Annotated in this window: 29 protein-coding genes and 1 pseudogene; 23 read left to right on the plus strand and 7 right to left on the minus strand. The window is 46.2% G+C overall.

Going from position 1 to position 24,373, the window contains the following annotated elements; translation table 11 throughout:
• The first annotated feature begins 54 nt into the window (after positions 1-54).
• The 21 genes from K1F36_RS15845 to K1F36_RS15945 all read left to right on the plus strand — a co-directional run bounded on the left by K1F36_RS15845 (position 55) and on the right by K1F36_RS15945 (position 14,805).
• Complete coding sequence (locus K1F36_RS15845; RefSeq protein WP_220114703.1) at positions 55-435, plus strand: group III truncated hemoglobin; 381 nt, start codon at positions 55-57, stop codon at positions 433-435.
• Between the two features lie 9 nt (positions 436-444).
• Positions 445-750, plus strand: coding sequence for a hypothetical protein (locus K1F36_RS15850; RefSeq protein ID WP_220114704.1), 306 nt, complete (start codon positions 445-447; stop codon positions 748-750).
• 128 nt (positions 751-878) lie between these two features.
• Complete coding sequence (locus K1F36_RS15855; RefSeq protein WP_220114705.1) at positions 879-1,559, plus strand: RNA polymerase sigma factor; 681 nt, start codon at positions 879-881, stop codon at positions 1,557-1,559.
• Between the two features lie 99 nt (positions 1,560-1,658).
• Positions 1,659-2,021 (plus strand): hypothetical protein, encoded by a 363-nt coding sequence (locus K1F36_RS15860; protein WP_220114706.1) that lies wholly within the window; start codon positions 1,659-1,661, stop codon positions 2,019-2,021.
• 261 nt (positions 2,022-2,282) lie between these two features.
• Entirely contained in the window at positions 2,283-2,600 is a 318-nt protein-coding gene (locus K1F36_RS15865) for a hypothetical protein (protein WP_220114707.1), read from the plus strand.
• A gap of 48 nt (positions 2,601-2,648) precedes the next feature.
• The gene (locus K1F36_RS15870) at positions 2,649-4,454 is read left to right on the plus strand and encodes a cbb3-type cytochrome c oxidase subunit I (RefSeq protein ID WP_220114708.1); all 1,806 of its coding nucleotides are present in this window, start codon (positions 2,649-2,651) and stop codon (positions 4,452-4,454) included.
• An 11-nt stretch (positions 4,455-4,465) separates the two neighbouring features.
• A complete protein-coding gene (locus K1F36_RS15875; protein WP_220114709.1) occupies positions 4,466-5,479 on the plus strand; it encodes a cbb3-type cytochrome c oxidase subunit II in 1,014 nt (337 codons plus the stop codon).
• A gap of 3 nt (positions 5,480-5,482) precedes the next feature.
• Positions 5,483-5,770, plus strand: a complete 288-nt coding sequence (locus tag K1F36_RS15880; RefSeq protein ID WP_220114710.1) for a hypothetical protein — start codon at positions 5,483-5,485, stop codon at positions 5,768-5,770.
• Positions 5,757-6,179, plus strand: a complete 423-nt coding sequence (locus tag K1F36_RS15885; RefSeq protein WP_220114711.1) for a cytochrome C — start codon at positions 5,757-5,759, stop codon at positions 6,177-6,179. The genes K1F36_RS15880 and K1F36_RS15885 overlap by 14 nt, the downstream gene beginning before the upstream one ends.
• A complete protein-coding gene (locus K1F36_RS15890) occupies positions 6,179-6,562 on the plus strand; it encodes a group III truncated hemoglobin (protein ID WP_220114712.1) in 384 nt (127 codons plus the stop codon). The genes K1F36_RS15885 and K1F36_RS15890 overlap by 1 nt, the downstream gene beginning before the upstream one ends.
• Before the next feature lies 1 nt (position 6,563).
• Positions 6,564-7,001: a hypothetical protein gene (locus K1F36_RS15895; RefSeq protein WP_220114713.1), complete on the plus strand. Its 438-nt coding sequence runs from the start codon at positions 6,564-6,566 to the stop codon at positions 6,999-7,001.
• A 3-nt stretch (positions 7,002-7,004) separates the two neighbouring features.
• Positions 7,005-7,916, plus strand: coding sequence for a tryptophan 2,3-dioxygenase family protein (locus K1F36_RS15900; RefSeq protein ID WP_220114714.1), 912 nt, complete (start codon positions 7,005-7,007; stop codon positions 7,914-7,916).
• A 2-nt stretch (positions 7,917-7,918) separates the two neighbouring features.
• Positions 7,919-8,212: a cupin domain-containing protein gene (locus tag K1F36_RS15905; protein ID WP_220114715.1), complete on the plus strand. Its 294-nt coding sequence runs from the start codon at positions 7,919-7,921 to the stop codon at positions 8,210-8,212.
• A 148-nt stretch (positions 8,213-8,360) separates the two neighbouring features.
• On the plus strand, positions 8,361-11,129 hold the full coding sequence (gene acnA, locus K1F36_RS15910; RefSeq protein ID WP_220114716.1) for an aconitate hydratase AcnA: 2,769 nt from the start codon (positions 8,361-8,363) through the stop codon (positions 11,127-11,129).
• Positions 11,130-11,189: 60 nt separating this feature from the next.
• The gene (locus K1F36_RS15915) at positions 11,190-11,606 is read left to right on the plus strand and encodes an OsmC family protein (protein ID WP_220114717.1); all 417 of its coding nucleotides are present in this window, start codon (positions 11,190-11,192) and stop codon (positions 11,604-11,606) included.
• 24 nt (positions 11,607-11,630) lie between these two features.
• A complete protein-coding gene (locus K1F36_RS15920) occupies positions 11,631-11,945 on the plus strand; it encodes a carboxymuconolactone decarboxylase family protein (RefSeq protein WP_220114718.1) in 315 nt (104 codons plus the stop codon).
• 11 nt (positions 11,946-11,956) lie between these two features.
• A complete protein-coding gene (locus K1F36_RS15925; RefSeq protein WP_220114719.1) occupies positions 11,957-12,424 on the plus strand; it encodes a carboxymuconolactone decarboxylase family protein in 468 nt (155 codons plus the stop codon).
• A gap of 4 nt (positions 12,425-12,428) precedes the next feature.
• Positions 12,429-13,133, plus strand: a complete 705-nt coding sequence (locus K1F36_RS15930) for an SDR family oxidoreductase (protein ID WP_220114720.1) — start codon at positions 12,429-12,431, stop codon at positions 13,131-13,133.
• A 36-nt stretch (positions 13,134-13,169) separates the two neighbouring features.
• The gene (locus K1F36_RS15935; RefSeq protein ID WP_072880248.1) at positions 13,170-13,529 is read left to right on the plus strand and encodes a DUF488 domain-containing protein; all 360 of its coding nucleotides are present in this window, start codon (positions 13,170-13,172) and stop codon (positions 13,527-13,529) included.
• Between the two features lie 121 nt (positions 13,530-13,650).
• Positions 13,651-14,049, plus strand: a complete 399-nt coding sequence (locus tag K1F36_RS15940; RefSeq protein ID WP_220114721.1) for a group III truncated hemoglobin — start codon at positions 13,651-13,653, stop codon at positions 14,047-14,049.
• A gap of 240 nt (positions 14,050-14,289) precedes the next feature.
• On the plus strand, positions 14,290-14,805 hold the full coding sequence (locus K1F36_RS15945; protein ID WP_067031135.1) for a hypothetical protein: 516 nt from the start codon (positions 14,290-14,292) through the stop codon (positions 14,803-14,805).
• A 376-nt stretch (positions 14,806-15,181) separates the two neighbouring features.
• Here the strand turns inward: K1F36_RS15945 and K1F36_RS15950 are convergent, their stop codons facing one another.
• From K1F36_RS15950 to K1F36_RS15980, 7 genes are all read right to left on the minus strand, one after another.
• The gene (locus K1F36_RS15950) at positions 15,182-16,114 is read right to left on the minus strand and encodes a ketopantoate reductase family protein (protein WP_220114722.1); all 933 of its coding nucleotides are present in this window, start codon (positions 16,112-16,114) and stop codon (positions 15,182-15,184) included.
• Positions 16,115-16,123: 9 nt separating this feature from the next.
• The gene (locus K1F36_RS15955) at positions 16,124-17,413 is read right to left on the minus strand and encodes an O-acetylhomoserine aminocarboxypropyltransferase/cysteine synthase family protein (protein ID WP_220114723.1); all 1,290 of its coding nucleotides are present in this window, start codon (positions 17,411-17,413) and stop codon (positions 16,124-16,126) included.
• Positions 17,414-17,504: 91 nt separating this feature from the next.
• Positions 17,505-18,647, minus strand: coding sequence for a trans-sulfuration enzyme family protein (locus tag K1F36_RS15960; protein WP_220114724.1), 1,143 nt, complete (start codon positions 18,645-18,647; stop codon positions 17,505-17,507).
• Positions 18,648-18,665: 18 nt separating this feature from the next.
• Positions 18,666-20,330, minus strand: a complete 1,665-nt coding sequence (locus K1F36_RS15965; RefSeq protein ID WP_220114725.1) for an NADPH-dependent assimilatory sulfite reductase hemoprotein subunit — start codon at positions 20,328-20,330, stop codon at positions 18,666-18,668.
• A gap of 13 nt (positions 20,331-20,343) precedes the next feature.
• A complete protein-coding gene (locus K1F36_RS15970) occupies positions 20,344-22,131 on the minus strand; it encodes an assimilatory sulfite reductase (NADPH) flavoprotein subunit (protein ID WP_220114726.1) in 1,788 nt (595 codons plus the stop codon).
• Entirely contained in the window at positions 22,128-22,763 is a 636-nt protein-coding gene (locus K1F36_RS15975; protein ID WP_220114727.1) for a peroxiredoxin, read from the minus strand. The genes K1F36_RS15970 and K1F36_RS15975 overlap by 4 nt, the downstream gene beginning before the upstream one ends.
• 34 nt (positions 22,764-22,797) lie before the next feature.
• A complete protein-coding gene (locus K1F36_RS15980) occupies positions 22,798-23,694 on the minus strand; it encodes a LysR family transcriptional regulator (protein WP_220114728.1) in 897 nt (298 codons plus the stop codon).
• Positions 23,695-23,817: 123 nt separating this feature from the next.
• Here K1F36_RS15980 and K1F36_RS20225 point away from each other — a divergent pair, with 123 nt between their 5' ends.
• Together K1F36_RS20225 and K1F36_RS15985 are read left to right on the plus strand one after the other, a co-directional pair.
• Positions 23,818-23,943: a hypothetical protein gene (locus K1F36_RS20225; protein WP_258539113.1), complete on the plus strand. Its 126-nt coding sequence runs from the start codon at positions 23,818-23,820 to the stop codon at positions 23,941-23,943.
• A gap of 116 nt (positions 23,944-24,059) precedes the next feature.
• Positions 24,060-24,373: pseudogene (locus tag K1F36_RS15985) on the plus strand (hypothetical protein); the annotation flags it as partial.

Genomic DNA, 24,373 nt, shown 5'->3' on the forward strand with positions numbered 1-24,373 from the left:
AAAGATCCAAAAAAGATAAGTGGAACTTGGTGTATGGTTATTGTAATGTAAAAGATGGGACAAAAAAAGGAAATCGCAACCCTGGGGGAAGTACGGCAACTGGTGGATATCTTCTATGGCAAGGTTCGCAAGGATGATATATTGTCGGATATTTTCAATGGAGTGATCCAAGACAATTGGCCTGCACATTTGGAAAAAATGTACCGTTTTTGGCAAACAGTGCTATTGGGTGAACACACCTATTATGGTAGTCCCCTAGCCCCTCATATCAAACTACCGGTCCAAGGAACACATTTTGACCGATGGAAGCAGCTCTTTATGGAAACGGTGGATGAGAACTTTACCGGTGAAAAAGCCGCTGAGGCCAAGTTTCGGGCGGAAAAGATGGCGGAGATGTTCCAATTGAAAATTGAATATTTTAAGCATATTGAATAACAAGGACTCATGAAGGTCAAACTTTCAGAAATTTTTGGGAATACCGCCAACCGATCTATGTACTCAAGGGACGAACTCCTGTCCTTGGATGTAAAAATGGAATTTGTAAAACGTTTGGCCCAGTTTTATGACATCCCTTATATGTCGGATGGCAACAATGAACATAACCTATGCTTTGCCAACAGCGGTGCTGTCCGTTTTGAATATAAATCGACCTTTTCAAAAAAGGACATCATCACCTATCTCCTCTCCACCCTAAAACAGGATACGTTCCATATGGGAACGGATGAAGTAATTTTTTCAAAATCGGTATGATCCATATCGGAACCGATATAATAACTTTTTCCAAACCCATCCTGACCTAAAGGAACCACTATTCAATTTTGTAACCGAAAAGACATTAATGCATCCAATGGATGTAGCCCAACTAAAAATGGAACATCATGGTGGCAAGCAAAAACGATTTTATCCAATCCGAAAAAATACTACCGGACCATGTGGTAGTGGAAAAAGTATTGAATGGGGAGACCGAACTATTTGAAATCTTAATGAGGAGATACAATGAGTTATTGTTTCGTACCGTACGGAGCTATTTCAATCAGGATACCGATGTCGAGGACATCATGCAGGATGCCTATGTAAAGGCCTATCAAAAATTATATCAATTCAAAAATGAATCTACTTTTTCGACTTGGTTGGTACGGATAGGGATCAATGAGGCACTACAGCGAAAGAGAAAACTGAAAAATTATAGATCGACCGCCCTTGAATACGAGACGGGTGTTTTTCAAATTGCAGATACTTCAGTCATGAACCCAGAAAACAATACCATTTACAAAGAGTCGACTGCCTTTATAGAAAAGGCGGTCGATACCCTCCCCCAAAAGTATAAGATCATCTTTATCCTTAGGGAGGTGGAAGGCATGGAGATTCCTGAGATATCGAAAAGTCTTGATCTGACCGTCAGCAATGTAAAAGTACGATTGTTCAGGGCGAGGAACATGATCAAGGATTATATCTTCACGGCCACAAACACCAAGAATATATTTGAATTTGGCAACCACAAATGCGACCACCTTGTGGAATTGGTCCTTAAAAGGATTCAGCATATGGAACTGGGTTAATGTTTAATACAATAGATAAAAAGCGAAGACTTATATCATACTTTTTGTAACCCGTCCATGACATCTGCATCTAAAGGGTTCACCATAAATAGTAAAAATATGATACTTGCCAATGTACAAAAAGTGCAAAATTTATTGAAATATACGTTTGGAATTGTTCCAATCGTAGCTGGACTGGACAAGTTCACGAATCTATTGACGGATTGGTCCCAATATATGTCAACCGGTCTTATTGAAGCATTGCCCGTGGATATAGGAATTTTTATGGGTATTATCGGGGTTATCGAGATTACCGCCGGGGTAGTTGTTTTTGTACGGACTATAATCGGTGGTTATATAGTCGCCCTCTGGTTGACCTTGATAGCATTGGTTTTGATTTTTACCGGCAATCATTTCGATGTGGCCGTGAGGGACTTGGTCATGGCCATTGCGGCCCTGTCTTTGGTAAAATTATCCGAATAGGTTTACCATGGGAATTGTTGACCATCCAAATATGAGGTAAAATCATTGAACAACGATACAGGCACAATTTTTTACTCATGATGCCTCCAAAGGGCCATGCTTTTTTAGTATGGTCCTTTATTTTTCAGCCCTATACGACCTTATCCTTCCATCTTTCCCAACCAAGCAATGGTGCATCAAATATTTTCATGGATATTTATTTAAGACATTTTTGTCCGATTTATTTTTAGTGTTATCTTTGTCCAAAATCCTTTTCCAACCATGCAAAACGGATCGATTACAAATGAACTTAGGGTCAAGGTGCCCCAATGGTGCAAACCGAAAGAGGTACCGTTTGGATCATTACGGCCGCACATGGGTCAAGGGAATCCCACCGCCCAAGGATGTGGCGTGGATTGCCCGATCAAGGGGATGACCAGGAAGTTCCGGTTGGGGACTCCCTGGGAGATGAACGATTTCTTTCAAAACATTTCTGCGCAAAGGGAAGGCCAGTACCAAGTCGGTGAGAACCCATATCGGGATGCTTCATACCAACGATTGAACAGGTTGTTTGCAGTAACAAGCCGTTCAAAGGGGTAAAAAAAATTAAACAAAAAACGGACAAATTTGTCCTATTTAAGATGTACAATGGATTATAGTAGGCAGATCTTTATTTTATCACTCTTTTTTCTACCCTTTACAGCGGTGGCACAAACTACAACGGTGAATTCGGAAAATTGGATAACGAGTCCTGGAATAATCGGCACTTTGGTCCTGGTCTTCATTGTTATTTTTATTGCGGTCCTCATTTTCATGTCGAGGCTCAACTCCTATGTAAAGCTGTTGAAACATCGACAGATCGAAAAGAAGAACCTTGCCTTCAACGAAGAACTATTGGCACTCCAGGAGGAAGATATCGATATTATCCTCCAACAACGTAAAAGTGGATTGAAGTATCGACTGAAAGGCACAGAACTTGGTAGTGACCAGGGAGCGGTGGATGAAAAGGGCCTGATAGGTAGGGTGACCCATGAACCCGAAAATCCCCTGTTCGACGAAAAGAAAAAAACACCTCTGGGCATCGAAACGCCAGATGAACTCAAAAAGATCGTTACCTATTATTTGGGGGCGTCCGTGTTCTGGTTGGTATTTGGGACTTTGGTGGGCCAATACGTGGGAATGAAGTTCTTGTGGCCGGAAATGGACCATTTTTCCTGGCTATCCTTTGGAAGGTTGCGCCCTGTCCATACGAACGCGGTATTTTGGGGGTGGGCCTCCTTGGCCATGATCGGCCTTGGTTATTTTGTGATCGCCCGTACCTCCAATGCCAAGGTCTATAGTTATGGAAGTGCATGGTGGACTTGGCGGTTGATCAATCTCACTGTGTTCTTGGGCACCCTCTCCCTGATGTCGGGAATCAACAATGGCGGTGGCGAGTACCGGGAATACACCTGGCCTGTGATGCTGATCTTTGCCATTGGCCTGATCATTACATTTTGGAATTTCTACAAAACCATTGCCTCCCGGAAAATAGCGGATATCTATGTATCCAATTGGTACATGCTGGCCGCATTGATATGGACCACGGTATTGGCCATTATAGGGTATATGCCCTTTTTCTCCGACGGCTTGGGCGAGACCGTTATACAGGGATATTATATGCACCAAGGGGTGGGCATGTGGTTTATGACCTTTACCTTGGGACTGATCTATTATTACCTGCCCTCTTCATTGAACAAGCCCATTTATTCCTATTCCCTGGGGGTATTGGCGTTTTGGACCCAGATGCTGTTCTATACCATGATCGGTACGCATCACTTCGTGTTCAGCCCCCTCCCCTGGTGGTTGCAGACCACCGCCATTGTCTTCAGTGCGGGGATGTTCATTCCCGTGGTGGCCGGCACAACGAATTTTCTGATGACCATGAGGGGAAGTTGGAGCCATATATCAAAGAGTTATGTCCTTCCCTTCTTCCTGGTCGGGGTCATCTTTTATTTTGTCGGTTCCACCCAAGGCAGTGTACAAGCGTTCAGGTTTACCAATTACGTGTGGCACTTTACCGATTTCAATGTGGCCCATTCACATATGACCATGTATGGCATCATCACCTTCATCCTTTGGGCCTGTATCTATACGATCTTGCCCAAGCTTACCGGCAAGGAACCACCACAGGTCCTGGTAGGGGCACATTTCTGGATGGCCTTTATAGGACTCTTTGCCTACATGGTGTCCCTAATGGTGGGCGGGACCTACAAGGGCTTGAGCTGGATTGAGGGCAATGCATTTCTGAATTCCGTCATATTGATGAAACCCTATTGGTTATGGCGTGCCATCGGTGGGTCTTTGATGTTCACCTCGCACCTCGTCTTTGCCTATAACTTTTACATTATGGTAAACAAAAGGAAGTCGGTTGAACCTATGCGTGTATCCCAAGTGGGACAGGTTAACAATTAAGTCAAAATATTATGTTCGATTTTCATAAAAATCATAAAGTACTGGTCATAGCAGCCCTAGTGGGATTTGTAACCCTCAGTTTTATTGTCGCGGTGTTCCCCGCCTATCAAATGCAGGATGTACAGCCCTTGCCACAGCAACCCGCAATGACAGAAAATGAAAGGGAGGGATTGAATATCTACATTCGGGAAGGCTGTGTCTCCTGCCATACCCAACAGGTGCGCAATATTGAAATGGACAATATGTGGGGAGACCGTCCCTCCATCCCTTCCGATTATTATTACAGCAAGGAACGCATGGGTGTTTGGCGGCAATCCCCTTCCCTTTTGGGCAGTGAACGTACTGGCCCGGATCTGACCAATATCGGCAAACGCCAGCCAAGCATTGATTGGCACTTGCTCCACTTGTACAATCCACGTTCGGTCGTTGGACAATCGATCATGCCTTCGTATCCATGGCTGTTTGATATAAGGGATACCAATACCGTCACTGGTGATGAGAAGGTGGTCAATCTTCCGGATGCTTTTGCCCCACCCTCGGGCAAGACCGTTATTGCCAAGGAGGAGGCTTTACAACTGGTTGCCTACCTTCAATCACTGCAACAGACGAGCTTGCCTGATGGACGGGAAGAAAAGTTCATCCCGGCCCTGGAATCCAAACAAACGTCCGGCGCACCGGAGGGCAACGATACCAACTCCCTGAACGGTGAAAATCTGTATTTGCAGACCTGTGCGGTTTGCCATCAGGACAATGGCAAGGGAGTGGTCGGTGCATTCCCTCCCTTGGCCGGAAGTGAGATTGTCAATAATAAGGACCCTGAGCTGATGATCAAGATCATTTTGCAGGGCTATGATGCACGTTCGGAATTTGCGACCATGCAGGCCTTTGCCGATCAGCTTTCCGATGCCGAGATCGCAGCCATTGCGACCCATGAACGGACCAGCTGGGGCAATACCGGATCCAAGGTAACCGAAGAAGAGGTCCGTAAGATACGTGAATACATAAACAAAGATCTAAACCCTTAGGAAATGAAACGATTGATTCCCATTTACGGTATACTTTTTGGTCTGGGCCACCAAGTGGCATGGGCATGTGACCTATGCAAAAAAAATCAGCCCAAAGGTTTTGAGAATATTACACATGGCCAGGGACCTACTGGCAATATGGATTACATTATAACATGGTCCGCCATCCTATTGGTGGTCGTCACCTTATTTTTCAGTATCAAGTTTTTGGTACGGCCCCGGGAGCATGAACCTGACCATATCAAGAACATTGTCTGGGACCATAATTTGAGGGAACATGGAGGACAATAGGATCATTAAGGTTTATTTGGACGCGGAACCCAGACCATTTGCCGAGTTTTCCCCTCCCGTAAAATTTGTTCTGGATACCACCAAGATACCCGATGGGAAACACAGTCTGCGCATTGTGGCCCGATCATCCAACAATGTGGAGGGGATACGGACCATTCCCTTTGAGGTGCGCAATGGTCCTGAAATTGCCGTTGTTGGCCTGAAGGATAATGAAGTGGTCGATACGCAGGTTTCCATTACCATAAATGCCTACGGTAGTGAGACGAACGATTCATTCGTCATCCGTGGATCGGAAACCCCAAAGGCCATTCCGGCTTGGGTATGGGCCCTCTTGGTCATCTTTGTTGGTTTTGCCCTTTTCTATGCCATCATGTACTGGAATCCTGAACTCTACAAATCCTTTTTCTGATGAAATGTGATATACGGCCAACGGATGATGTTGAACTTCTCGTGGATGTCTTTTATGACCGGGTGCGTAACGATGATCTTTTAGATCCCGTGTTCGAAGAGGCCTTGCAGGGGGATTGGCCCGGTCATTTGAATAAAATGTACAGATTCTGGCACTCCATACTGCTCGATGATCCCATATATTTTGGCAATCCTTTTTTGCCCCATGTGGATCTCCCCCATGGAAAGGATTATTTTGATCACTGGGTAACATTGTTCCAGGGCACCTTGGATCAATTGTTTGAAGGCCAAAAAACCGAGGAATTCAAAATACAGGTCGCTAAAATGGCGGAAACGTTCCATCGCAACATTGTGGCCTGCTCCAACCTTAATGAAAATAGATGAAATGAGGACACATGTACGATATCCCATTGCATTGGCCACTTCCTTTCTTTGGATAGGTTTTATCGGGGCCATCAGTTTTATGGAGGCTTGGCTCAAGTTCCAGGCCCCCGGCATAACGGTACCCCTTGGATTGGGCATAGGCCGCTTGGTGTTCAGCGCCCTGAACAAAGTGGAATGGGTACTTGCCCTTATCATACTGGGCAATTTTGTAGTGGGCAAGGCCCATTTTTCTTCACCCAGAACCATTCTATACGCCATACCGTTGACCTTATTGGTCCTCCAGACCGTTTGGCTGTTACCGGCATTGAATGTTCGGGTGGAACTATTGCTCCAAGGACAGGAGCCTGAAAATTCATACCTGCATCTGTATTATGAGGGTATTGAAATCTGTAAGGTGGTCTGCCTGTCCCTATTGGGGACCAAACTTTTTAAAAGATAGCATATGTCCGATACGATTGATCAGATCATTGGCAAGTACCAAGAAATGGGTGAGAACCCGGAAACCCATCTACAAGGACTCCTTCATGCAGCGCCCATTACCTATTGGGATTATATAGGGGTCGATACCTTGCTGAGCCTGCAAAGGCCCCGAACCCCGTTCAAGGATGAAACCATCTTCATCCTGTATCACCAAGTTACCGAACTCCTATTGAAAATGATGCGGCATGAACTGGAGCAGCTTGTATACAGGGAGGGGGTTGATGGGGACCAGATGGTCACAAAGATCAAACGCTGCATACGCTACACCAAAATGCTGATCGATTCCTTTGCTATTATGAAGGATGGGATGGATTATGGGGAATACCAGGAATTTCGTAAGACACTGACCCCTGCCAGTGGTTTTCAGAGCGCCCAGTTCCGATACATCGAGCTCCTTTGTACCCCTTTGGAAAACCTCATAAATGCGGAAGGTAGGAAAAGGCTCCCCAAAGACCCATCCATACAGGATTATTTTGACCATATCTATTGGAGGGATGCCGGGTATGATCGCAATACGGGCAAAAAGACCTTGACCTTGGCACGGTTCGAGGAAAGATACCTTGAGGATTTCACGGTTTTGGCCAAAAAGGTACGGGGGCAGACCTTACAGGATAAACTAGAGGGTATACAGCACCCATCAACCCTACTTTTGGATGTCCTCAAGGAATTCGACCATCTCTACAATGTGGAGTGGCCCTTGGTACACCTAAGGACGGCCACCCATTATTTGGAAAGTAAAGACGGAAAGAAAACTGCCACTGGGGGTTCCCAGTGGAAAAAGTATCTACATCCGAGACACCAACAGCGCAAATTCTTCCCAGCGCTATGGACTGAAAGCGAAAAGGAACAGTGGGGAGAAACAAAAAGTAGTTGATTATGGAAACAATGAACAGGCCCCGATTACAGGTTATGGTCAAAGGTAAGACCTACAAGGTATTGGAAGTCATAGGGTTACCGGGCATGGTAATGCCCCACCACCATAGTACCGGGGAAGCAGTGGTAATGGTCAAAAAGGGGGAGGCCCTTTTAAAAATGTGTGATGGCGAACATAAACTGGGAAAGGACAGTGTGTTCATCATCCCAGCAAAAAAGGAACATACCCTCACCGTATTGAAAGAATTCAAGGCTGTTGTCACCATGCCCGTGAATGCTGAAATCCGATTTATCTGACCAGAAATAAAGCACTGGAACAACGGTCGGATATAATAGGCGCGGTGATTTCCCAATATGGGGCATTTTACTTTTAAGGGGCAAGGACATTTTCTTACCTTACTGAAAGATGGATATGATATAAACAGGAACAAAAAAAGATGAACCGATGGCAAATACACCTTACATTACAAAAAAGAAGATTACGGTAAATGGGAAAGATTATGGATATTATAGCCTTGGGGAACTCAAAAAACAGGGCCATGATATTGATCGATTACCATTTTCCATCCGTATCCTATTGGAAAATGCCCTACGGAACCATGATGGGTTCTCGGTAACCCAGGAAAATATTGAAACCCTTTTGCATTGGGGGTCCAAACCCTCCAACAAGGATATTCCCTTTAAGCCGGCCCGGGTATTGATGCAGGACTTTACCGGTGTTCCCGCGGTCGTCGACATAGCATCGTTACGTGCCGAGTTGGCTCGAAAGGGCAAGGATCCGAAAACGATCAATCCCTTGGTCCCCGTTGATCTGGTCATTGACCATTCCGTTCAGGTGGATTTTTTTGGCACGGCCTATTCCTATGATCGAAACATCGAAAAGGAATACCAACGGAACCAAGAGCGCTATGCGTTTTTGAAGTGGGCACAGAAATCCTTTTCCAATTTTAGGGTGGTCCCCCCGGGAATGGGAATTTGTCACCAAGTCAATTTGGAATATTTCTCAAAAGGTGTCATTGAAAGGGACGGTGAACTTTTTCCGGATACCTTGGTCGGAACGGATAGTCACACACCCATGGTCAATGGAATCGGTGTATTGGCCTGGGGGGTCGGGGGCATCGAGGCCGAGGCTGCCGTATTGGGGCAACCTCTTTACTTTATCATGCCGGAGGTCATTGGCCTTAGGCTCAAGGGCAGACTTCCTTTGGGGTCCACGGCCACCGATTTGGTATTGACCGTGGCCAACCTGTTGAGGCAAGAGGGGGTCGTGGGAAAATTTGTGGAAGTCTTTGGCCCAGGATTGGATCACCTTTCCGTGCCGGATCGGGCCACCATTGGCAATATGTCGCCAGAATTTGGGTGCACCGTCACCTACTTCCCCATTGATGACAAGACCCTTGAATATATGAGGGCGAGCAATCGTCCTGAAGAACAACTGGCATTGGTGGAATCCTATTGTAGGACCAATATGCTCTGGAGGGAGCATGAGGACCGTATCGCCTATACCAAGGTCCTTGAGCTGGACATCTCGACCATAGAACCCACGGTGGCGGGCCCCAAGAGACCTCAGGACAAAATCTTACTGAAAAATCTAAAATCCACGTTTATAGATTTCCTCTCCCAATCCCATCACAGGGATTATATATCCCCTGACCATAGGACAATGCCCACCTTAGGATCCCTATCCCATAAACAAGATCACCAATCTCCTCCTTCCGGTTCGGAGCATTTGGGCACCAAGGAAAGGAAAGCGCTCAGAACGGCTTGGATCGACCAGGGTAATGATGGGTTCATGCTTGCGGATGGTTCGGTCGTCATTGCGGCCATTACCTCCTGCACCAACACCTCCAACCCCTACGTGATGATCGGAGCGGGCCTTGTGGCCAAAAAGGCCCGGGAGCGAGGCATTGATGTCAGGCCATGGGTAAAGACTTCCCTTGCCCCCGGTTCCAAAGTGGTCACCGATTATTTGGAAAGAGCGGATTTGATGAAGGATCTGGAGGCCCTACAATTCCATTTGGTCGGTTATGGGTGTACTTCATGCATTGGAAATTCGGGGCCCTTGCCCCCTCCCATTGCCCAAGCGATCGACCAACACCAATTGGTGGCCGCCTCGGTATTGTCAGGCAATCGAAATTTTGAGGCCAGGGTACACCCCCAGGTAAAAATGAACTTTCTAATGTCCCCCATGCTGGTGGTCGCCTATGCCCTGGCGGGAAGGGTCGATATTGATTTGACCCAGGAGCCCGTAAGCCATGATAGGAACGGACAAGCCGTATATCTCAAGGACATCTGGCCAACGGATTCCGAGATCAATTCCATTTTGGCCGATGTGCTTTCCCCTAAGGACTTTGCCAAAAACTACGGGGAAATCTTTGTGGGCAACAAGAGCTGGAAGACCCTAGAGGTCCCAACCGGAGAACTGTACCATTGGGACGGGGGTTCTACCTACATCAAGGAGGCACCCTTCTTCAACGACCTTCCAACAGCGGTACCGGAAACATTGGACATCAAAAATGCAAGGGCCCTATTGGTATTGGGGGACAGTATCACCACAGACCATATTTCCCCGGCGGGCTCCTTTGATGAAAATTCGGCCGCGGGCCGTTATTTGGTCAGTTGTGGGGTAAGCCCAAGGGATTTCAATTCCTATGGGAGCCGTCGGGGCAATGATGCGGTCATGGTTCGGGGTACCTTTGCCAATGTCCGCATCAAGAATGGGCTTGTGGACCAAGAAGGGGGATACACCCGGTATCTGCCCACAGGTGAGGTGATGACGGTCTTTGATGCCGCCATGAAATACAAGCAAGACCAAACACCCTTGGTCGTTCTGGCCGGTAAGGAATATGGTAGTGGTTCTTCCAGGGATTGGGCGGCCAAGGGCACTTATCTTTTGGGGGTCCAATGTGTATTGGCCGAAAGTTTTGAACGGATCCACAGGAGTAACCTAATAGGCATGGGCGTTTTGCCCATCCAATACCAACAGGGTGATACAGCAAAAAAATTAAATCTCGATGGTAATGAAATTTTTACCATTACCGGTGTAATGGAAGATCTGAAACCCCTAAAAGACCTTGAGGTGATTGCCCAAAAACAAAATGGAACCCAAGTGAGGTTCAAGGCAACGGTCCGATTGGATTCGGATATTGAAATTGCCTACTATCGCAACGGTGGCATATTACAGTATGTACTGCGCCAATATTTAAATCAATAAAATCATGGAAGACCTACAACGGTCCCTTGAATAGTAAATTAATCTTTAAAACAAAGACCTATGAAACGTAAAGCCAATGCCGTTTGGAGCGGATCCCTAAAGGAAGGAAAAGGTACCATTACCACCCAGAGTAAGGTACTGGACAACCATAAATATTGCTTCAATTCCCGGTTCGGGGATGGTAAGGCCACCAATCCGGATGAATTGCTCGCCGCGGCACATGCCGGTTGCTTTGCCATGGCCCTGAGCCTTTTTCTCAACGAAGCCGGGTTTACGGCAGAATCCCTGGATGTCACCAGCACGGTCTCCATGGATGTGGATTCCCTTGAGCTCACCAAATCCCATTTGACCTTACGGGCCATCATACCCGACATCGACCAAGAAACGTTTTTGGAGTGTGCCCATGAGGCCAAGGACAATTGTCCTGTCAGCAAGGCCCTGGATCTGGAAATAACCTTGGATGCGGAATTACAATAACCATTCCTACAAAACAGAAATACGATGAGCAAAGAAACAGAATTGGCACAAAAAAAGGCCAGTCTTGCCCCGAACCAGGTTGAAGCTTGGCGCAAGTTCAGTCGAACGGTCTTCAAGGAGGGGGTCCTGGACGAAAAGACAAAACAACTTATAGCGGTAGCGGTGGCCCATGTCACACAATGTCCTTGGTGCATCAAGGCGCACACCCCATTGGCATTGCGCAAAGGGGCAAGTAAGGAAGAGATTATGGAAGCCATTTGGGTGGCCGCTGAAATGCGGGCAGGAGCTGCCTACTCCCATGCCAATATCGCCATGGAGGAAATGGAAAAGAATACGTAAAACCATACAAGATGAAAGAACGACTGGACATACTGAAATCGAACTCCACGGCCTTAAAAGGGCTGGTAGAAATGGAAAGATGCGCTTCCGATTCAAATCTTAAGCCTTCCCTATGTGAACTGGTGAAGCTAAGAATCTCCCAGATCAACGGTAACGACAAATGTCTAGACATACACCTAGGGAATGCCCTGGCCACAGGTGAAAGCGAGCAGCGTTTAGTGGCCCTGGGCAAGTGGGAACGCTCTGCCCTTTTTTCAGAGCGGGAAAGGGCCGCTTTGGCATGGACCGAGGCATTGACCCTGATCGCGGCCCATGAAATCCCGGATGAACTGTATAAGACCGCACGGGGCTATTTTTCCGAAGAAGATCTTGTCGCATTGACCTTTTGCATCATTGCCACCAATGGTTGGAACCGCTTGTCCAAGTGTTTCCATACGGTATGTGGCGGTACTGATCAAGAAAAAAACAATACCACTTAAACCTATGGAACTCAAGAACAAGATAGCCGTGGTCACCGGGGCCGGCAAGGGCTTGGGAAAGGCCATTTCGACTTCGCTTGTAAACAAAGGGGCGTTGGTCTATGGGTTGGCCCGTACCGAAACCGACTTGATCGCACTGCACACCACACTAGGGAGCCATTTTGTCCCGGTACCCCTTGATATTTCGGATCGGGAACAAGTCATGGGGTGGGTAGCGGAAACATTTTCAGGGATGCGGCCCCCGCAAATCCTGATCAACAATGCAGGAGCGGGATATTTTGCAAAAATCGATGCACTGTCATGGGAGCAGTGGGATGAAATGATCGGGACCAACCTCAACGGCCTTTTTTATATGACGACTGGGCTGGTCCCTTTGATGAAAAAGCAAAAGGAAACGTGTCACATCATCAATATCGGTTCCATATTGGGAAAGACCACAAGACAGGAAGCGGCGGTCTATTGCCTGACCAAATATGGGGTACAGGGATTTAGTTCGGCCCTGTTCAAGGAGTTGCGCTCCCATAACATCAGGGTAAGCTGTTTAAATCCAGGGTCCATTGCCACAAGGTTCTTTGAGGACTCCGGTATCCTTCCCAATGATAGCATGATCACGCCACAAGCGCTTGCCGATTTGGCAATCTATGTTCTGGAGACCCCGGATACGCTATTGATCGACGAATTGACCATACGTCCCATGTCTCCCAAATGATCACCACTTGAAAATAAGGTTTCAGCACACATTAAAATGTCAAAAATTAAGATCAAACGGATATATGAAGCCTCATCCAACAAAGATGGCTACCGTATACTGGTAGATCGGATCTGGCCCAGGGGGGTGTCGAAAGGAAAAGCAAAGATCGATTGTTGGAAGAAAGAGATCGCCCCTTCGGAAAACTTGAGAAAATGGTTTGACCATGACCCTGATAGATTTTGGGAATTTGCAAAAAAATACCTCATTGAACTGGAAGACAAACAAGAGGTATTGGATGAAATTGCCAGAAAGGCCAAAAAGCAAAATGTGACCTTGCTTTATGGTGCGAAGGACACCAAACACAACCATGCCCTGGTATTACAGTGTGTCTTGGAGGGAAGGGTAAGCTATTGATCTGTTGGTTATCCATTCACCTATGAAAAGTAATGGGATGGTAAAATAGATGTTCATTGTGATAAATGGACAACCCATGTAGGATCCCTACCAAGTTTAATGATCATTATGCATAAAAGCCATGGAAAAAGAAATTAAGCATGATATTTTGGATAGAAGCGATGTTGATCTTCTGGTCCGTACCTTCTATGGCAAGATACGGGAACACGAGACGCTTGGTCCCATATTCGATCAAATGGTCATGGACTGGGAAAGTCACTTCGAACTGTTGACCGATTTTTGGGAGTCCCAGTTATTTCTGGCCAAAAAATACAAAGGCAACCCCATTAAGGTACATCAGGCTGTCGATAAAAGGATAAATGGAACCCTCACGATGGAACACTTTGGCCAATGGCTCAATCTATGGCTCCAGACCTTGGACCAGCTTTTCGAGGGAGAAAGGGCATGGATCGCAAAAAACCGGGCCAGAAAGATTGCCACCATGCTTTATGTAAACATTTTCGAAAACCGAATGAGATAAGGATCATATGCCTTTGCTTTCACCATATTCCATAGTGTTGACATTAAATCCTTTAAAGTTTTGTAACCGATTCCCTTTAAAATCATCCAATGTTCAATGGACGTAATCTTTTGGTGTCCCTACGAAACTGGGGGATATTTTTATTTGAGTGTGAAACAGCATACATTTTTTAAAGCGCCTTGGATGTTCTCATATTGCTTCCATGGGCGACCAATATCTTGATAGGAATTTTAGTATAGCATGGGCTTCATAAGCATAGGTTTCAGTAAAGTACTCTTATTTTTTGCACTGCTCCTTTGTCCTTTTATCAACATCTTATTGAAACGGGGGCTTTATGGTAAGTTGTCCAAAACCGATATAGGGCATTTTATACCCTTCTTTTTGGCTGTCTTTTCTTTTAAGGTCCTTCAACCTTACGATTGGGTGGATTGGGAAGGTCTGTTCAACTGGTTGGGTATTTTTGAATTGTTATATGTAATGGTCTATACCACCCTATCCTTCCTTTTGATCTATGGGTTTACAGAAACCTCCCGTACATTGAAGGAAAGATTGTTTGCCTATAAGTTTATTGGCCTGTATTTTATTTTGTTCATCACCATATACAAGTTCAATCTGGATTTTGTAAATATTACCCAAGGTCAAAGAATCCTATCCTATTGTCTCGCATCCATCTTTGGTTTTGGATCGTTTATGATACTTGGGATTGATTTGGCTCTTGAATTTTATAAAAATTGCCATGATAAAAACAAACATTAATCAGCAAACAAAAAGTCTTCATAACCAACATTATCCTTTAAAATCATATTGATCGTCACAATTTCATACATCCAGGTTGAGTAAAACTCCATGGTAGGGCAAGTCTTATGCACTTTCAACTGGAATTCCAGCATTCCTTTAGGTGTTGGAAATCTAACCCAATAAGTAGTTCAAATCCCCATCGAGGGAAATTTTCATCCTAACAGGGCGTATATTTATAATTACAAAATACCACCCCCAGATTTTATTCTTATATAATTCATGCAATTTGGCAAGACTTACTTTCCCAATTTTACATTCCGAAGATGTTGCATTGAGCACATGAATATTGAAATTCAATAGGTATGACCTCTACAACAATCAGGATGGCCTGGTTTTAATCGGAAGATCTACGCGCCTTTAGCTCAGACGGCAAGAGACATTCATAGATCAATCTATTTGTGGGCGCGAAGACCCCTCTTTTTCCGGCTTGATGCACCACATATCCGGTCAAATGTTCAAGTTCGGAGGGTCTGCCATGGATGATGTCCCTCTGCATGGAAGTGGTGTTCATATGTTCTTGGCTTTTCAATGTTTCCAATGTCCTTTCCACATCCCTTTGGGACAATGCAATGCCCATGGTCTGGGCCAGCTCCAATATTTCATAAGCAGCATCCCGAACCAGTTTGAATAGGTATGGTGCAGCACAAATGGTATTGATCTCCAACCGGGTCAAGGCCCCGACACCACTGATCGGGCAAATGAACAGGAATTTCTTCCAGAGCTCCTTTTCGATATCAAATGCAATGTTATTGGCTATTCCTGCCTCTTCAAACAATTCCTTGACATCCAATACCCGTTGCGTAAATGTATCATCCACTTCCCCGAAGGTAATACTGGGGATAAAATGGGCATGCCTAATGATCCCGGGAGCCTCAATGTAACTGATAAGATTGCAACACCCGGCCAGTACGTGGCCGGATGTCAACAACTTAGTGATTCTTTGGGTATTGTCCACACCATTTTGCAGTGGTAGGATCACCGTATGTGGCAAAAGACGTGGTCGCAGATGCTCAATGGCCTCGGGAATCTGCCAGCTCTTTACACCCAACAACACCAGATCGGGCACTCCAATGGAAGTAACATCATCTGTGATCATATTGGGGCGAACGGTAAATTCACCTTGCCAACTCTTGACCAACAGACCATTTTCATGTATTGCTTCGCAATGTTTTCCCCTGGCCAAAAATGTGACATGATGGTCGGTAAGTGCCAACTTACCGCCAAAATAACCACCGATTCCCCCGACGCCATAAACAAGAATATTCAAAATATGTGTTTAATGGTTGACCAGGTCAAAAGCCTGTCTTAAATCCTTTTTAAGGTCCTCCACATCTTCAAGACCAACGGACAACCGTATCATATCCTCGGTAACACCGGCCAGTTCCTGTTCTTCCTTTTGAAGTTGTTGGTGCGTGGTACTGGCCGGGTGTACGATCAAGGACTTGGTATCGCCAATATTGACCAAAAGTGAGAACAATTTCGTCCCGTCCACCACTATTTTTGCTGCATCAAACCCTCCTTTGACACCAAAAGTGACAATACCGCTCTGACCCTCAGGCATGTATTCGGAGGCCAGTTCAAAATAGGGGCTACTTTCCAGACCGGGATAATTGACCCATTGCACTTCTTCTTGTGCTTCCAACCATTTGGCCAAGGCCAAACTGTTTTCTGAATGTCTTTTTACACGGATCCCCAGTGTTTCCAATCCCTGCAAGATCTGAAATGCATTGAAGGGACTCAAGGCGGCACCAAAGTCCCTCAATCCTTCCAATCTGGCCTTGGCGATAAAGGCTGCCTGCCCAATCTGTTCATTATAGACCAATCCATGATAGCCGGGAGAAGGTTCGTTGAACTCTGGGAATTTTTCATTGCCCCAATCGAAGGTACCCGCATCGATGATGATACCCCCAATGGAAGTTCCATTCCCATTGATATATTTGGTCAACGAATGTACCACGATATTGGCCCCGTATTCAATGGGCCTCAATAAGTATGGAGTGGCCACCGTATTGTCCACGATAAGTGGGATATCGAGACCCTTGGCCACATCCGCTATTTTCTTAATATCCGGAACATCCAATTTGGGATTCCCCAAGGATTCCAGAAAATAGGCCTTTGTATTGACCCTAGTGGCAGTTTTAAAACTTTCCGGATCGGAGGTGTCCACAAAGGTGGTGATGATCCCCAATCTCGGTAGGGTCACATTGAAAAGGTTAAACGTTCCACCGTAAAGGCTATTGGAGGCAACAATATGGTCCCCTGCTTTCAAAAGGGTGAGAATCGCTGTAGAAATCGCGGACATGCCCGAGGAAGTGCACAGGGCACCGATCCCTCCTTCCAGGTCCGCCATCCGTTTTTCCAAAATATCGGTTGTGGGATTGTTCAGCCTTGTATAGATATAACCAGGTTCGGATAGATTGAACAAATTGGCCGCATGGTCACAGTCATGGAACACATAGGAGGTGGATTGATAGATCGGGACCGCCCTGGTACCCGCAGTAGCCTGGACATCATGTCCCGAATGTATCGATCTTGTAGCAAATTTTTGAATGTCGGAATTGTTCATGGTCACTATTTTATAAATGAATATTAATTGTAAATCATATAGGGTTTTGGCTGTATTCCAGCTCTTTTGCGTCTTATCTACCCATAGTAGGTTATTGGCCCAATGAGGCCTTCATGGCTTGTTGCAGGTCCCTTTTTAGATCTTCCTTGTCCTCAATACCGACGGACAACCGTAGCAAATTACCGGTAATCCCCGAAGCCATTCGCTGGTCCGGTGTCAAATCCTTATGTGACGTGGCACTTGGAGCACATATGATACTCTCCACGCCTCCCAAGCTCAATGTTGGCTGAATAACGGTAAGGGCTCTGAGAAATTTGTCCACCTGGTTGTCCAAGGCCCTTAACGTAAAGGAAAGAATGCCCCCATAACCTGTCATCTGGGCTTTGGCCACCTTATGCCCCGAATGGGATTCCAGGCCCGGATAGTACACCGCTTCCACCAGTGGGTTCCCATAAAGGAATTGGGCCACGGCCATGGCATTGTCATTTTGTCTTTCCACCCTAAGGGCCAAGGTCTTGATACTCCGTTCAGCTTGGTAACACTCCTGGGCCGCCAGTGCCCCACCATACAACTTGGCCGTCCTATAAATGGTTTCCCGATCGGACTCCCGGCTTCCCACAAGCACCCCAAAAAAGAGGTCGTTATGTCCTCCCAGAAACTTTGTTCCCGAGTGGACCACAATGTCCACGCCCAGTGAAAGTGGCAACTGGTTGATCGGGGTAGCAAATGTATTGTCCACGATGGTGGTCAAACCATACTGTTTGGCCACCTCTGTAAATGCCTTCAATGGAAAAATATCCAATAAAGGGTTGGAAGGGGTCTCCATAAAAATGATTTTGGTCCTATCGGTAATGGCATTTTCCAATTCCATAGGGGAACTGCCCACATAACTCACTTCGATTCCCCTTCTTGGCAGTTCATATTCGGCAAATTTTCGGGTCCCCCCGTATAGTTCCCGGGTACATATCATATGGTCCCCTTCCTTGACCAATCCGAGGATCGCGGTGGTTATGGCGGCCATTCCCGAACTCAGGGCCAATCCCCAAGATCCGTGTTCGAGCTTGGCCATGACCTCTCCTAGGCGGATCTGGTTATAGGTGGTATGGAATCCAGGATATTGCAATATTTCGGACTCCAAATACCTATAAGCAGTCGATGGTCTGATATCTGGGAGCAAGGAACCTCCTCCTCCTTGAAGGTCATGTATTGGATGTACGCATAGGGTCTCCATCATAGTATTATTTTGATTAGATCAAACAATTTTCATTCGGGTCACATAATCGCCGAAGTGTTCGGAAGGAAGTCCCGTTTTGGCGTAATTTTTTAGAAGTTGGGCAAGTTCGGCCAGGATTTCCTCTTCAGAGAGCATCTCCCGATATAATCGGTTCAACCGATCCCCATTGTGACTGGCGCCCAAATACATATTGTACCGTCCCGGCGCCCTACCGATAAAACCGATCTCCGCCAATGCCGAACGGGCACATCCATTGGGACATCCTGTCAACCGTATATTGATGGCCCTGTCTTCCAAGCCGTTCTCCTGTAAGAGCACATCAATTTTATCCAAAAGGGAGGGGAGATATCTTTCTGATTCCGCAAAGGCCAAACCGCAGGTATTCAGGGCAACACATGCCATGGAACCCAAACGCAGTCCCGTCAAGTGTTTTTTTTCATGGACATGATATTCCTTCAACACCTCCTCTATTTTGGACTTGTCATTTTCAGGAACGGAGCCAATGATCAAATTTTGGTTGCCGGTCAGTCTCAAATCACCTATCCCGAGCTCTGCAATTTTACGGATGGCTGTTTTCAGGAAATGCCCTTCGGTATCCTTGATCCTTCCGTTTTCCACAAACAGGGTATGGAACCAATGGCCATCGATTCCCCTTACCCAACCGTACTGATCGCCATTGGTGGTCAATCCAAAGGGTTTTATATCCTCCAGTGTGCCCTCAAAGCGTTGGGAAAGTTCATTTTTCAACCAATCGATCCCATAGTTGTCAATGGTATACTTGAACCTGGCCTGTTTTCGGTTTAGGCGGTTTCCAAAATCCCTTTGTATGGACACAATGGCCTCTGCCACAGGGAGTACCTGATCGGGAGCAACAAATCCAATTGGGGTACCCAATCTTGGATAGGTGCTGTCATCTCCAAAGGTCATCCCCATGCCTCCCCCAACGATGACATTAAAGCCCTGTAACCTTCCTGCTTCCACTATGGCCACAAAACCCAGGTCATTGGCATAGATATCCACATCATTGTGGGGAGGGATACAGAAAGCTATTTTAAACTTTCTCGGTAAATATGTTTTCTTGTACAAGGGTTCCTGATCGGGAACCTCGATTTCCCGTTTGTGGTCCAACCACAGTTCATAATAGGCTTTTGTCCTGGGCTGAAAATAATCGCTCAGCTCTCGGGCCAGGGCATACACCTGTCCGTGCACCTTGGATTGGTAGGGATTGGGATTGCACATCACATTGCGGTTGACGTCACCACATGTGGCAATGGTGGTCATCAAGGCCTCATTGATGGCCTTGATCGTTGGTTTTAAATTTCCTTTCAAGATACCGTGCATTTGAAAGGATTGCCTCGTGGTCAATTTAAGGGTACCATTGCCATAGCGATCGGCAAGCTCGTCCATGACCAACCACTGCTCCGGGGTAGTGACCCCTCCAGCGATCCTTACACGCAACATAAATTGATACAGGGGTTCCAGTTTCTGTTGTCTCCGTTCTTTTTCAAGGTCACGGTCATGTTGTTGATAGGAACCATGGAATTTCAGCAGTTTGGCATCGTCCTCGGCAATGGCCCCTGTGAGTGGATCCCCCAATCCCTTGGCAATGGTACCCCGCAAATAATTACTATTGTCCTTTATACCTTCCTCTTTGGAACGTTTTTCCACTAAATTCTCTCTCATAGCTTAGAATACGTTAATAAACATCGGTTTGATAGCGATCGGCGACCCTTAGGTAATCCATATATTCCTTGGCTTTTTCTTCGGTCATCCCCCCATGCAGCATAATGATGGACCTCAAGGCATGGTTCACATCCTTGGCCATTTTTTGGGCATCCCCGCAGACATAGAAATAGGCACCCTCCTCCAACCACTGGTATACTTCCTTTCCCTTTTCCAGCAATCGATCCTGGACATAGACCTTTTCCTCCTGATCTCTGGAAAAGGCCACATCGGCACGTGCCAAGGTTCCTTTTTTCAAGTATTCGAGCCATTCGGTCTGGTACAGAAAATCCGTACTGAAGTTGCGGTCTCCAAAAAACAACCACGTCTTACCCTGGGCTGTACCCGACTGTCGCTGTTGTATAAACGATCTATAGGGGGCAACCCCGGTCCCGGCACCTACCATGATCATGGGCACATCCAATTCCACCGGGGGTTTGAACCTACTGTTGTGCTCCACAAACACACTGATGCGATCTCCTTCCTGTATGCGGTCCGCCATATAGGTGGAACAATGTCCGCCCTTATTGCGGCCCTGGGCCTTATACCTCACAGTGGACACGAGGATATGAACTTCATTTTCATATACTTCGCTTGAAGAAGCTATGGAATATAAACGGGGACTGTTCTTTCTCAGGAGCGTTATAAATGTTTCAGCGGACAATTTGAACGGGGTTTCCCTAATCATGTCCAAAACATCCCTACCACGCAGATATTCCAACAGTTCCATATTATCATTGACTATTTTTTCCAAACGGGGATCTTTGGTCAATTTTGCATATCTGATCACATTGGCCCCTGTCAACGGTGTCAGTTCATAATCCGTCCTTAGGGCTTCCATGAGGGATTTTTCTCCTGTATGGGATGTGACATTTTCAGTACCGGTAAGTCCCAAAGTCTCCACTACCTCCATCATAAGCTCGTCAGGGTTATGGGCATAGACCCCTAAGGCATCCCCTGGCTGATATTGCATCCGTGAATCCCCCAGGTCCAGTTCAATATGAAGGGTCTCTTTGGTTGAATTCCTACCATTGAGATTGATTTTTTGAAGGACCTCTGCTTTATATGGCGTCTTCCGATCATAGGTACGGAATCCCATTTCGGAGGTTTCCGGAACCATTTTTTCAATGCTATTGGCGGAAAGGGCACGGGATTGTGACATTTCATTCAGAACACCGTTGAGCCACTCTTCATAGTCGTCCTCAAAATCAACGTCACAATCCACCCTTCCGAAAAATCTTTCCCCCCCAAGATCTTCAAACACTTTGTCAAATTCTTTTCCGGTCTGGCAAAAATCCGCATAGCTACTGTCCCCAAGGGCTAGGACGGAGTATTTCATATGTCCAAGTGACGGGGCCCTTTTGCCATGGAGGTAATTATGGAAAGCTTCGGCCTCCACGGGCGGTTCCCCCAGCCCTTGGGTACTTACGATCACCAATAGCCGGTTTATCTTTCCAAGTTCCCGCGGATTGAAGGAACCCATGCTGCAAAGGGTATGGCCGATACCCAGCCCATCCAATCGTTCCGTGGTCAACTTTGCCAATCTTTCGCTGTTTCCGGTCTGTGTTCCGTACAGCACACAAACCGAATCTGTCGGTTCGGCCACACGTTCCATTGGTATCCGGGAAAACGAAGTAAGAAACCCCGCAAGCCATTGCAATTGGTCTGTATTGAGACTTTTGAGGGATGTGTCAAGGTAGGTGAGTTGTTGCTTGGAAAAAGGACCTTTTTCCAGACCACCCTTTAGCAATGTATCACTCATTTGTTCGGCTGCGGGGTATACCTCAAATACGGTTTCACTTCACGGTGCCCTTTTGGGAATTTTTCCGGGATCTCCTCATTCCCCACGGATGGGGATATCACTACCTCTTGTCCGTCTTCCCAATCCACTGGGGTCCCCACACTGAATTCGGAGGTCAGTTGTAGGGAGTCCAAAACCCTCAGAATTTCTGCAAAATTTCGTCCGGTGGATGCTGGATAGGTTATGGTCGCCTTTATTTTTTTATCGGGTCCAATGAAATACACGGTGCGTACCGTAACGGAACTTGATGCATTTTCATGGATCATTTGATACGCATTCGCGATGGTCTTGTCCGAATCGGCTATAATGGGGAACTCGACTTGGGTATTGGCGGTTTCATTGATGTCCTTTATCCATCCTTTATGGGATTCCACATCATCCACACTAAGGGCCAATACCGAGGTGTTCCGTTTTTCAAATTCATCTTTCAGTTGGGCGGTGCGGCCCAATTCCGTGGTACAAATGGGGGTATAATCCGCAGGATGTGAATACAGTATGACCCAACGCCCATTCGTCCAATCATAAAAATCAATTTTTCCCAAAGTTGTTTCCGCACTGAAATCAGGAGCAGTGTCTCCAATCTTTAAACTCATATTTTGTTTTTATTGTTTTTAATAGGGCCGGTCCTTAAGACTTGGCATCCAATTTGATCTCCTCACGTAGAAATTTTATAAAGTAATCAAAGTACATGGGGTACTTTCTATCCTTCATCCGAGCTACATATTGTTGGCGTTGGAATCCTTTGGAGGTTACCTTGATGGTCTTGATGGATTGGTCCAAATATGGCGCAAGGGCCCAATTGGCCATAACGATTACACCTAGATTGGCCTTCACCAGTTCAATGGAGGCCTCGGTCAGTGGCAGCACGATCACTTTTTTTGGATTGATGCCCTTAGGAATCAATTCCGATCTGAAAATGGATACCGTTTCCAAGGGCAGCGAATGTATGATCAGGTCGACATCCTGAAAATCCTCGGCCTCGATGAACGATCTTTTTGCCCAGGGATGGCCTTTGCTCACCACCGCCAGCATCTCATCGGAGAACAGCTTTATAAAATCTACCTGATCGGTCTGTTCCAAATTACTGGTGATGGCAATATCAAGGTTACCGGATATCAAATTCTCGACAGGGTGGTGGGTGGCCTCAAAGACAATTTCAATTTTTACGTTCGGGAACTCGCCATTGAACTTTTTCAGGACGGCGGGCAACCAGTGGTAACTGGTATAGCATTCCGTGCTTACCCGAATGACGCCACTCTCACCATTGACCATTCGTTTGATCTCCTCATCGGTCCTGTCCACCTCGGCAAGAATTTTAATCGCACTGTTGTACAGCTTTTTGCCCACAGGGGTCAAAATGAGCTTCTTGTTCCGACGGTAAAACAATTGTGTGCCAACTTGGAGCTCAGCTTCCTTCAATTGATAGCTCAGGGCGCTTTGGGACAGATGGAGCACATCCATCGCACGGGTTATCCCCCCTTCTTCAACAATCGCCTTTATCAATCTCAAGTATCTGATTTCCATTTCACAAGTCTTCTGTCCAAAATTAACCCCTATCCAGGGGGAAACCCTGAAAATTGCATGAAAATATTCAATGATTTCCATAAAATTTAGCGGCACGATTTTTATGGAAAATCACAGATAGCCTTGCCAAATCCTTTGGTATCCTTAGTATGGGGATACGCGACCACGGAGATGAACGTAACAGGAAATCTGTTTCCGACCGTGGAATATATCGTGGTATGGCGAGAATATGATAATATTGCACAGTGAAAATCAAGGAGCAGGTTACCCAAGGAGCTTTGAAGGAACTATTGCAATAAACTCCAAGACCATAATTTAGGCCATGGGAATCGATTACCCTGTCCCATTAAAAAAATAGCGATCACGTGAAGTTACGGCAGAAAAGAAAATTGGTGACCTATTTGAACATTTTAGATCAACCTGTACGGTTCAATCCCTTTGTTTTCAGTAGGATTTTTTTGTTATGGGCCTTTCTTGGACTGGTTGGAGGCATGATTGCAGGGGTCTACTGGATCGTACTGCAGTTCCTGACCCATGAACTTGCCTTTTTTACGGGATGGAAAGTGGTGCCGATAATGGGCATATCGGGGTTGTTGGCCGGTTTGATCATTCATTTTATTGGGGATCCCGGAGAGATACTGGATAGGGCGGTCAATGTATACCACCTGCGGCGGATGAA

This window comes from Flagellimonas abyssi (assembly GCF_019457905.1).
GTDB lineage: Bacteria > Bacteroidota > Bacteroidia > Flavobacteriales > Flavobacteriaceae > Flagellimonas > Flagellimonas abyssi.